This window comes from Mycobacterium sp. 1482292.6, assembly GCF_001672995.1.
GTDB lineage: Bacteria > Actinomycetota > Actinomycetes > Mycobacteriales > Mycobacteriaceae > Mycobacterium > Mycobacterium europaeum_A.
In genome coordinates this window covers 1-7,467 of the sequence record NZ_LZKV01000241.1, presented here as the reverse complement: position 1 = coordinate 7,467, position 7,467 = coordinate 1, and the positions used below count along the sequence as shown (strand labels likewise).

1 protein-coding gene is annotated in these 7,467 nt (G+C 73.3%); it reads right to left on the bottom strand.

All coding sequences use genetic code 11. From position 1 onward, the window contains the following. Positions 1-7,467 (bottom strand): non-ribosomal peptide synthetase (locus A5624_RS24070; RefSeq protein ID WP_156749178.1); only part of this gene is annotated, 7,467 nt, incomplete at both ends.

The following is a 7,467-nucleotide window of genomic DNA, read 5'->3' as shown; positions in this document are numbered from 1 at the left end:
CGTCGTCCAGCGCGGCCAGCGCGGCCTGGACCTCGCCGAGCTCGATGCGGTAGCCGCGGATCTTCACCTGCTCGTCGGCGCGACCCAGGTAGCGCAGCTGTCCGTCGGGCCCCCAGCAGACCAGGTCCCCGGTGCGATACATGCGCGCCCCGGGCGCCCCGAACGGGCACGCCACGAACCGCGAGGCCGTCAGCCCGGCCCGGCCCACATACCCGGCGGCCACCCCGTCGCCGGCCACATACAGCTCGCCGACGACCCCCTCGGGCACCGGGCGCAACCACGGGTCGAGCACGAACAGGGCCGCGCCGTCCACCGGCAGACCGATCGGCGGCGTCCCGGATCCCCGCGTCAGCGGGGCGCTGATCGCCACACACATGGTGGTCTCGGTCGGGCCGTAGGCGTTCACCATCACCCGGCCGGGCGCCCAGCGATCCACCACCTCGGCCGGGCAGGCCTCGCCGACCACCGCCAGCGTCACCGACTCCAGCCCCTTCGGCGACAGCATCGCCACCGCCGACGGGGTCTGCGTCAACACAGTGACCTCCGCGTCGACGAGCAGGGCGTGGAAGTCCTTCGGCGAGCGGGCCACCGACTCGGGCACCACCACCAGCCGGCCGCCGCGCAGCAGCGCGCCGAAGATCTCCCAGACCGACACGTCGAAGGCGTACGAGTGGCTCTGCGTCCACACGCCCACCCGCGGCAGGCCGGCGTCCAGGGTGTCCAGCAGCTGGGTCACGTTGCGGTGGGTGATCGCCACGGCCTTGGGGACACCGGTGGTGCCCGAGGTGTAGATGACGTAGGCGATGCCGTCGGCCGCGACCGCCGGCAGCGGCGTGGCCGCGCGCTCCCCGATCCGGGGGTCCTCGATATCGATGACCGTCACCTCGCAGCCGTTCAGTCGCGACCGCAGGCCTTCGGTGGTGACGGCGGCGACCGGCGCGGCGTCGTCGAGCATGAAGCGGATCCGGGCGCCCGGCGCGGCCGGGTCGATCGGCAGGTACGCCGCCCCGGTCTTGAGCACCGCCAGGATGGCCACGATCGCCCGCACCGACCGCGAGAACAGCACCGCCACCGACTCTCCCGGCCCCGCGCCCTGCTCGGCGAGCAGGCGCGCCAGCCTGGTGGCGGCCTCGTCGAGTTCCCGGTAGGTCATCGACGTGCTGCCCCAGCTGATCGCCGCCGCGTCGGGCCGGTCGGCGACCTGCGCATCGAACATGGCGGGAATCGACGGCAGCGCGGGCAGCGGCCGGGTCAACACCGCCCGGTTGCCGATCTGGTCCAGGCGGGTGCGCTCGGGCGCGCCGAGCAGATCGACCGACGACAGTGGCCGGCCCGGGTCGGCGGCCATCGCGAGCAGCACCCGCTCCAGCCGGTCGCGCAGCGCGTCGATGGTCTGGGTGTCGAAGATGCCGGTGTCGTACTCCACCCGCAGGCCGAGTTCCTGGCCGGACAGGGCGGCCTGCATCGTCAGCGGGTAGTGGTTGCGCTCGAACATGTTGACGTCGGCGATCGCCAGTTCGTGGTCGACGGCCATCGCGGAGGTGTCCAGCGGATAGTTCTCGTAGGCGAACAGGGTGTCGAAGAGCTGCTCGTGTCCGGTGATCCGGTGGATCTCGTGCAACGCCAGGTGCTGGTGGTCCAGCGTGTCGGCGTGGGCGCGCTGCATCTGGTCGAGCAGCTCGGTGGTGGTGGTCGACGCCGTCATGTTGGCGCGCACCGGGACGGTGTTGATCATCAGACCCACCATCGATTCGGCGCCGAGCACCTCGGCCGGCCGGCCCGACACGGTGGTGCCGAAGGTGACGTCGTGCTGGCCGGTCAGCCAGGCCAGCAGCTGCGCCCACCCGGCTTGCAGCACGGTGCTGACGGTGGTGTGGCCGGCGCGGGCCAGTTCGCTGACCGCGCGGGTAGTCTCCTCGGACAGCGCGAACGACCGGACACCGCGGCCGCCGGGTTCCCGCTGCTGCGGCGGCCCGACCAGCGTCGGGGTGTCGAAGCCGTCCAGCACGTCGCGCCACGCCGCGCGGGCGGCGTCGTGGTCGCGCTCGGCCAGCCAGGTGACGAACCGGCGGTAGGGCGCGGGCGCCGGCAGCCGCTGTCCGGTGTAGCAGGCGAACGTCTCGTTCAGCAGGATCGGCACCGACCAGCCGTCGAGCACGATGTGGTGGATGGTGAGCACCAGCCGGTGCCGGTCGTCGCCCGTGCGGATCAGCGCGGCGCGCACGGCCGACTGGTCGGCCAGGTCGTAGACCGCGGCGCGTTCGGCGGCGCACAGCCGCTGGATCCGCTCTTCGGGCGCGCTGCCGTTGGGCCTGATCTCGAGGTGGCGCCAGGCCAGCGCCGGGTTGGCCGGGATGATCTGGACCGGCTCGTCGAACTCCTCGCAGAAACGGGCCACCAGGTGCGGGTGCCGAATGACCACGCTGTGCATGGCGTCGCGCAGCCGGTCGGCGTCCAGCGGGCCGGTCAGGGTCAGGTCGAGCTGCACCGCATACAGGTGGTCTTCCAGCCGGTCTCGGACGTCCCGCCGGGAGCCGGCGTGGAAGAGCAGACCCTCCTGCAGCGGGGTCAGCGGCAGCACGTCGGCGATCCGCAGGCGCCGCTCCAGCCGCTCGATCTGCTGCTGGTCCAGGCGCGCGGGCGCGATGTCCGACGGGGTCAGGCCGCCGCCGCCGTGGCGCACGTGCGCGCAGATGCCGGCCAGGGCCTCGAACCACAGCCGGCTCAGGCGGGCGATCTGGTCGCGGTCCAGCGCCGAGGCCGCCCACGTCCAGTTGGCGTGCAGCTGCGGGCCGTCGGCGGTGTCCATGGTGCCGGCGTTGAGGTCGACGGTGTGCATCAGCGGCATCGGCACCGCGGTGCTGGTCGCGGTGGCCGACGACCCGTCCGGGCTGATTCGCCACAGCTCGTCGGAGAGCTCGGCCGCCGCGCCGCCCAGCCGGCCCAGGTAGTTAAACCCGATGGTCGGGTCGGGGCCGTCCAGGTCGACGTCGCCGTTGAGGTAGCGCAGCAACCCGTAGGTGAGCGGGTCCGGCAGCGCGCGCAGTTGCTCCTTGGCGTCCTTGATCAGCGCGCCCAGGATCGGCGCGCCGGAGGTGACCTGCGACCAGGACAGCCCGCCGACGTGCCCCGCGACGTTCAAAGCCACCGGGTACTTGGTGGTGAACCACCCGACGGTGCGCGACAGGTCGACTCCGGCGGCCAGTTCCTCGTGGCGGCCGTGGCCCTCGACGTCGATGCCGATGGGGGTGCCGACAGCGAGACGGGGGCCCAGGAACTCGGCCCAGGCCAGGGCGAACCCGATCAGCAGGATGTCGTTGACGCCGGCGTGGAATGCCGCCGGCGCCTCGCCGAGCAGCGTGCGGGTGGTCGTCGCGTCCAGGGTCACCGACATGTTCTCGGCGGTCTCGTAGGTGTCGACCTCGGGCCGCACCGCGGGCAGGGCGGACGGGGTCGCGGCGACCCGCCGCCAGGCCTCGGCCTGCTCGGCCACGGCCGGTGACTGCGCGTGCTCGGCGAGCAGCGTCGCCCAGCGGGCGAACGAGGTGCTGCCGGCGGGCAGCGCGACGGGTTGGCCGTGGTGATGCTGGCCCCAGGCGATGTTGAGGTCCTCCAGCAGCACCCGCCAGGAGACGCCGTCGACGGCCAGGTGATGAATGATCAGCACCAGCTGACGCGTGGCGGAAACCCACAGCGCACTGAGCATCACCCCGGCGGCCGGGTTCAACCGCGACCGCGCGTCGACGATCGCCGCGTCCGACAGCTCGTCGACCGCGTGCAGCCGCTGGGCGGCATCGACCGAACCCGGCTCGGGCACCCGTAGCGACCATTCGCCCGCACCCTCGTCCGCGCCCTCGTCCGCGCGATCGACGCGCAGCCGCAGCATGGCGTGCCGGTCCAGCAGGGCCTGCAACACCACCACCACGTCGGCCTCGGTGACGCCGGCGGGTGCCTGCAGGACCATCGTCTGGTTGAACTGGTCGACCGGACCGTCCACGCTGCGCAGCCACCGGATGATGGGCGTGGCGACGACCTCGCCGACGCCCTCGTCTTGCACGCCGTGCTCGCCGTCGGTGACGCCGGCGACCCGGGCCAGCCGGGCCACGGTCTGCTCGGTGAAGATGTCGCGGGTGCGCAGCGCCAGGCCTGCGGCCCGCGCGCGGGTCACCACCTGCATCGAGGAGATGCTGTCGCCGCCGAGGTCGAAGAAGGAGTCGTCGACGCCGACCCGGTCGACGCCCAGAACCTGGGCGTAGATGCCGGCCAAGGTCTCCTCGGCCGGGGTGCCCGGGGCGCGGTAGCGGTCGACGTCGCGGTACTCCGGTGACGGCAGGGCCCGGACGTCGAGCTTGCCGTTCGGTGTCAGCGGCAGCGCGTCGAGCGCCACGACGGCGGCCGGGACCATGTAGGCCGGCAGGCGATCGGCCAGCCGGGCGCGGGCCTCGACCGGGTCCGCTCCCCCGGTGACGTAGCCGACCAGGCGCTTGTCGCCTGGGCGGTCCTCGCGGGCGATCACCGCCGCCTGGTCCACGCCGTCCAGCGCGGCCAGCGCCGAGCGCACCTCGCCGAGTTCGATGCGATAGCCGCGGATCTTGACCTGCTCGTCGGCCCGGCCCAGGTACTGCAACTGGCCGTCGGGCCCCCAGCGGACCAGGTCGCCGGTGCGGTACATCCGCGACCCGGGCGCCCCGAACGGGCAGGCCACGAAGCGCGACGCGGTCAGCTCGGCGCGGCGCCAGTAGCCGACCGCGACGCCGCCGCCGGCGACATACAGCTCACCGACCACGCCGTGCGGCGCCGGCCGCAGGGATTCGTCCAGCACGAACGCCGCGGCCGCCGGCACCGGGGAACCGATCGGCACCGGCCCGGTGGTGGGCGATCCCGCCTGCAGCGGGGCGCTGACCGCGGCGTACACCGTCGCCTCGGTGGGGCCGTAGGCGTTGATCATCGTGCGTCCCGGCGCCCACCGGTCGACCAGCTCGGCCGGGCAGGCCTCGCCGGCCACCACCAGCGCCGCGGAGTCCAGCCCCGCGGGCGACAGCACGTCCGCCGCGGACGGCGTCTGGCTGATCACGGTGACCCGTTCGGCGACCAGCAGCGCGTGGAAGTCGTCCGGCGACCGGACCACGGAGTCGGGGATCACCACCAGGCGTCCGCCCTGCAGCAGCGCGCCGAAGATCTCCCAGACCGAGACGTCGAAGGCCAGCGAGTGCCATTGCGACCAGACGCCCTCGCGGGGCAGACCGGAGTCACCGGACGCCAGCAGCCGGGCGACGTTACCGTGCGTGACGGCAACGCCTTTGGGGACACCGGTGGTGCCCGAGGTGTAGATCAGGTAGGCGACGTCGTCGGCGCTCGGCGCCGGCAACGGGGTCGACGGCTGGGTGGGCACGGCCGGATCGTTCACGTCGAGGACGGCGACGTGGTGGCCGTACAGCCGCTCGGCCAGCCCGGCGGTGCTGATCGCCACCATCGGCGCGGCGTCGGCGAGCATGAAGCCGATCCGCTCCGCCGGCAGCCCCGGGTCGATCGGCAGGTAGGCCGCGCCGGTCTTGAGCACCGCCAGGATCGCCACGATCGCCTCGGCCGAGCGGCCGAACAGCAGCGCCACCCGCTCACCGCGGCTGACGCCGAGGCCGGTCAGCCGGTGGGCCAGCCGGTTGGCGGCCTCGTCGAGCTCGCGATAGGTCCACGAGCGGTCGTCGCAGCGCAGCGCCACCGCGTCCGGGGTGCGCGCCACCTGCTCGGCGAACAGCGCGGGAATCGAGGCGTCGGTGGTCGCGGGCGCGGTCAGCGCCGCGCGGTTGCCCAGGGCGTCCAGGCGGGCGCGTTCGTGCCGGTCCAGCAGGTCCACCGTCGACAGGGCGCTGGCGGGATCGGCCGTCATCGCCTCCAGCACCAGCTGCAGGCGCGCGATCAGCGTCTCGATGGTGGCCGCGTCGAACACGTCGGTGCGGAACTCCACCCGCCCGCCGATCCCGGCGGGCTCGTTGTCCTCGCCCCAGCGTTCGGCCAGCGAGAACACCAGATCCATGCGGGCGACCTGGGTGTCCAGCGGTATCGAGGTCACCTGCACGTCGCCCAGGGCCAGTCCGGCGCCGGGGTCGCTGTCCTGCCCGGCGAAGTTCTGCCAGGCCAGCATCACCTGCACCAGCGGGTGGTGGGTCAGGCTTCGGGTCGGGTTGACGCGCTCGACCAGCACCTCGAACGGCACGTCCTGGTGCTCGAAGGCCTCCAGGCTGCGGGCGCGGACGCGGGTCAGCAGTTCGGTGAAACTCGGGTCACCGGCCAGGTCGACGCGGAGCACCAGGGTGTTGACGAAGAACCCGACCAGGTCGTCGAGCGCGGGGTCGCGCCGGCCGGCGATCGGGAAGCCGACCGCCACGTCGGTGCTGGCGCTGATCTTCGACAGCAGCACGGCCAGCGCGGCCTGCACCACCATGAAGCTGGTCGAGTTGTACTCGCGGGCCAGCCCGGCGACCTGCTGCTGCAGGTCGGCCGGCCAGTCCACCTCGACGGCCGCCCCGCGCTGATCGGCGATCTGCGGGTAGGGCCGGTCGGTGGGCAGCGCCAACCGCTCCGGCATGCCGGCCAGCGCGTCCTGCCAGTAGGCGAGCTGCGCGGCGATGCGGCTGCCGCTGTCGGCGAGTTCGCCGAACTGCGCGCGCTGCCACAGCGTGTAGTCGACGTACTGCACGGCCAGCGGCTCCCAGTCGGGGGCCCGCCCGGCGCAGCGGCTGGCGTACGCCAGCCCCAGGTCGCGGACCAGCGGCCGCAACGACCAGCCGTCGGCGGCGATGTGGTGCACGACGGCCACCAGCACGTGTTCGTCGTCGGCGGTGCGGAACAGCGATGCGCGCAACGGGATCTGGGTGGCCAGGTCGAAGGTTTCGCGGGCCGCGGCGTCGATCGCCTCGCGCAGCCGGCCCGCCGACCAGCCGCGGGCGTTCACGTTCCGCCAGCTCAGATCGGCTTGCTCGACCGGGATGACCACCTGCTGGGGCGTTTCCCCGGTCACGGCGAACACCGTGCGCAGGCTCTCGTGGCGGGCCACCACGTCGGCCAGCGCCGCCTCCAGCGCCGCGACGTCGAGGCGGCCGTGCATCCGCATCGCCGCCGCCATGTTGTAGACCGGCGACGGTCCCTGCAGCTGGTCGAGGAACCACAGCCGGCTCTGCGCGAAGGACAGCGGGACCACCGCCGGACGCTCCCCCGCCACCAGCGGGTCGAGCCGGCCGGTGTCCTCGCCGATGCGCGGCGCCAGCTGCGCGACGGTGGGCGATTCGAAGATGACGCGCACCGGCACGCCGACGTCCATGGCGCTGTTGACCGCCGCGATCACCCGCATCGCCGAGATGCTGTCGCCGCCGAGGTCGAAGAAGGAGTCGTCGACGCCGACCCGCTCGACGCCCAGCACGTGGGCGTAGATGCCGGCCAGGATCTCCTCGGTGGGGGTGGTCGGCGAGC